This window comes from Ramlibacter sp., assembly GCF_035706265.1.
Lineage (GTDB): Bacteria > Pseudomonadota > Gammaproteobacteria > Burkholderiales > Burkholderiaceae_C > Ramlibacter.
Genome location: NZ_DASSVG010000387.1, coordinates 1 through 3,538 on the forward strand (window position 1 = coordinate 1; position 3,538 = coordinate 3,538).

A 3,538-nucleotide genomic window follows, 5' to 3' on the forward strand; every position below is an offset into this window, starting at 1 on the left:
CGCTGGCGCCCCGCCTCGATGTGCTCCTCGGCGTACTGCTTCGCCTTGGCCGCATTGCCCCTGGCGATCGCCTCGTAGATGCGGCGGTGCTCCGCGTTGGAGCGCCGCATGTTGCCCGGGGCATTGAAGTTCTGCCGCCGGTACAGGTGCAGCTCCTTCACGTAGCTGTCATAGAGCTGGTGCGCCCGCTGGTTGTTCGCGAGGCGCAGCACCAGCTCGTGGAACTGCACGTTCAGCTCGTAGTAGCGCCCGCTGTCGCCGGCCTGCGCGGCCTGGTCCATGGCTTCCAGCTGCGCCTCGAAGCGCGCGCGCCAGTCCTCGTCGACGTTCTCGGCGGCGCGCGCCGCGGCGAAGCCGAACACCAGCGCCCGCAGCTCGTAGATCTCCAGCAGCTCGCGCACCGACACCTGGCGCACGAACACGCCGCGGTTGACGACGGGGGTGACCAGGCCGGTGCCGGTGAGGATGCGGATCGCCTCGCGGATCGGGCCGCGGCTGGTGCCCATGCGGGCGGCCAGGGCGGCCTCGTTCAGGCGGTCGCCGGCCTTGAACTCGCCCGCGTAGATCAGCTCCTTGAGCTGCTCCGCGATGCTGCGCGAAAGGCCTTCGGCGGTGGCGATGGGCTGGACGGTCGTCATGCGGTGCGCCGCTGGCCCGCAGCGGCGGCGATGTCGGCAATCATAGCAAGGCTGTCGACGCTGTCACGCCGAGTGTCGACACTTTCGAGCCCCGAACGCACTCGCTCAGAGCTCTTCGACGTTGTGGTGCGCGGGCGGCGCCATGATGCGGTCGGTGAACGCGATCGCCATCGCCGACAGCAGGAACGTGATGTGGATGGCCGTCTGCGCGATCAGCACCTTCTCCGAGTAGTTGTCGGCGTTGATGAAGGTCTTGAGCAGGTGGATCGAGGAGATGCCGATGATCGCGGTGCCCAGCTTCACCTTCAGCACCGAGGCGTTCACGTGGCTGAGCCACTCGGGCTGGTCCGGGTGGCTTTCGAGGTTCATGCGGCTCACGAAGGTTTCGTAGCCGCCCACGATCACCATGATCAGGAGGTTGGAGATCATGACCACGTCGATCAGCGCCAGCACCACCAGCATGATGATGGTCTCGTTCAGCGAGGTCATCTCGGTGGTGGACTTGTAGCCGATGCTGGAAATCAGCTGCTGCAGTGCCGTCTGGCTGCCCGCGGCCGCCTCGACCAGGTGCAGCAGTTCGAGCACGAAGTGCACGACGTACACCGCCTGGGCCGCGATGAGCCCGAGGTAAAGCGGAAGTTGCAACCAGCGGCTGGCGAAGATCAGGTTGGGCAGCGGTCGCAGGGGGGAAGTGCGGCTGGTGCCGGGGGGATGTTGCATGCGCGAAGGGAACGAAGTGAACCGGAGTGAACCCGAGGATTGTAGGGACCCTCCTCTGGCATCCCGCGCCGCACCCTCTGTAAGCTAGGAGCCAGTCAGTGGGCCGTAAGTGCCGAACCGGACATTACGCCCGATTTCCCATCCCCACCTTTTCCGGAGACAAGCATGAGCGCCATCGAGTCGGTCCTGGTCGAAAACCGCGTCTTTCCCCCGAGCGATGCCACGGTGAAGGCCGCCCACATTTCCGGCATGGCCGCCTACGAGGCCCTTTGCAAGGAAGCGGAGCAGGACTTCGAGGGCTTCTGGTCGCGCCTGGCCCGGGACAACGTGCAGTGGACCAAGCCCTTCACGAAGACGCTCGACGAATCGAACGCGCCGTTCTACAAGTGGTTCTCCGACGGTGAACTGAACGCCAGCGCCAACTGCCTCGACAAGCACATCGGCACACCGGTGGAGAACAAGACCGCCATCGTGTTCGAGTCCGACGACGGCAAGGTCACCCAGGTCACCTACAAGGAGCTGCTGGCGCGCGTCGGCCAGTTCGCCAACGCGCTCAAGGCGCAGGGCATCCAGAAGGGTGACCGCGTCGTGATCTACATGCCCATGGGCGTGGAAGGCGTGGTGGCCATGCAGGCCTGCGCCCGCATCGGCGCGACGCACAGCGTGGTGTTCGGCGGCTTCTCGGCCAAGTCGCTGCAGGAGCGCATCATCGACGCCGGCGCGGTGGCCGTGGTCACGGCCAACTACCAGCTGCGCGGCGGCAAGGAGCTGGGCCTGAAGGCGATCGTGGACGAGGCGCTGGACATGGGCGGCTGCGAGACGATCCGCTCGGTGCTGGTGTACGAGCGCACGGCCACGCCCTGCAACATGGTCGCCGGCCGCGACAAGACCTTCGCCGAGGCGCTCAAGGGCCAACCCACCGAGTGCAAGCCCGAGCCGGTGAACGCGGAGCATCCGCTGTTCATCCTCTACACCTCCGGCTCCACAGGCAAGCCCAAGGGCGTGCAGCACTCCACCGGCGGCTACCTGCTGTGGGCCAAGCTCACGATGGACTGGACCTTCGACATCAAGCCGCAGGACCTGTTCTGGTGCACGGCCGACATCGGCTGGGTCACCGGCCACACCTACGTCGCCTACGGCCCGCTGGCAGCCGGCGCCACGCAGGTGATCTTCGAAGGCATCCCCACCTTCCCGCACGCGGGCCGCTTCTGGCAGATGATCGAGAAGCACAAGGTGAGCGTGTTCTACACGGCGCCCACGGCGATCCGCTCGCTGATCAAGGCTTCCGAGACCGACGAGAAGGTGCACCCGAAGAACTGGAACCTGTCGTCGCTGCGCATCCTGGGCACGGTGGGCGAGCCGATCAACCCCGAAGCCTGGATGTGGTACTACCGGAACGTCGGCGGCGAGCGCTGCCCGATCGTGGACACCTTCTGGCAGACCGAGACCGGCGGCCACATGATCACGCCGCTGCCCGGCGCGACGCCGCTGGTGCCGGGTTCGTGCACGTTGCCGCTGCCCGGCATCATGGCCGCCATCGTCGACGAGGCCGGCCACGACATTCCCAACGGCTCCGGCGGCATGCTGGTCGTCAAGCGCCCCTGGCCGGCGATGATCCGCACGATCTGGGGCGACCCGGAGCGCTACAAGAAGAGCTATTTCCCCGAGGAGATGGGCGGCCGCCTCTACCTGGCCGGCGACGGCGCGGTGCGCGACGCCAAGACGGGCTACTTCCGCATCACCGGCCGCATCGACGACGTGCTGAACGTCTCGGGCCACCGCATGGGCACGATGGAGATCGAGTCGGCGCTGGTGGCCAAGACGGACCTGGTGGCGGAAGCGGCGGTGGTCGGTCGTCCCGACGACCTGACCGGCGAGGCGATCTGCGCCTTCGTGGTGTTGAAGCGCCTGCGTCCCACGGGCGAGGAAGCCAAGCAGATCGCCAACGAACTGCGCAACTGGGTGGCGCACGAGATCGGCCCGATCGCCAAGCCGAAGGACATCCGCTTCGGCGACAACCTGCCCAAGACGCGCAGCGGCAAGATCATGCGCCGCCTGCTGCGCTCCATCGCCAAGGGCGAGGCGATCACCCAGGACACCAGCACGCTGGAGAATCCGGCGATCGTCGCGCAACTGCAGGGCAAGGGCTGAGGCGCGCATGACCGACATCAAGTTCACGG

At 66.7% G+C, this 3,538-nt stretch carries 3 protein-coding genes; 1 reads left to right on the top strand and 2 read right to left on the bottom strand.

The genetic code is table 11. The annotated features are described in order from the left end of the window. Positions 1-638 (bottom strand): GntR family transcriptional regulator (locus tag VFM98_RS13940; protein ID WP_325110516.1); only part of this gene is annotated, 638 nt, incomplete at its 3' end. Positions 639-743: 105 nt separating this feature from the next. Then, positions 744-1,358, bottom strand: coding sequence for a YqhA family protein (locus tag VFM98_RS13945; RefSeq protein ID WP_325110517.1), 615 nt, complete (start codon positions 1,356-1,358; stop codon positions 744-746). 165 nt (positions 1,359-1,523) lie between these two features. On the opposite strand from VFM98_RS13945, the gene acs reads away from it, so the two are divergent. Continuing rightward, positions 1,524-3,509: an acetate--CoA ligase gene (gene acs / locus VFM98_RS13950; RefSeq protein WP_325110518.1), complete on the top strand. Its 1,986-nt coding sequence runs from the start codon at positions 1,524-1,526 to the stop codon at positions 3,507-3,509. The last annotated feature ends 29 nt before the right edge of the window (positions 3,510-3,538 follow it).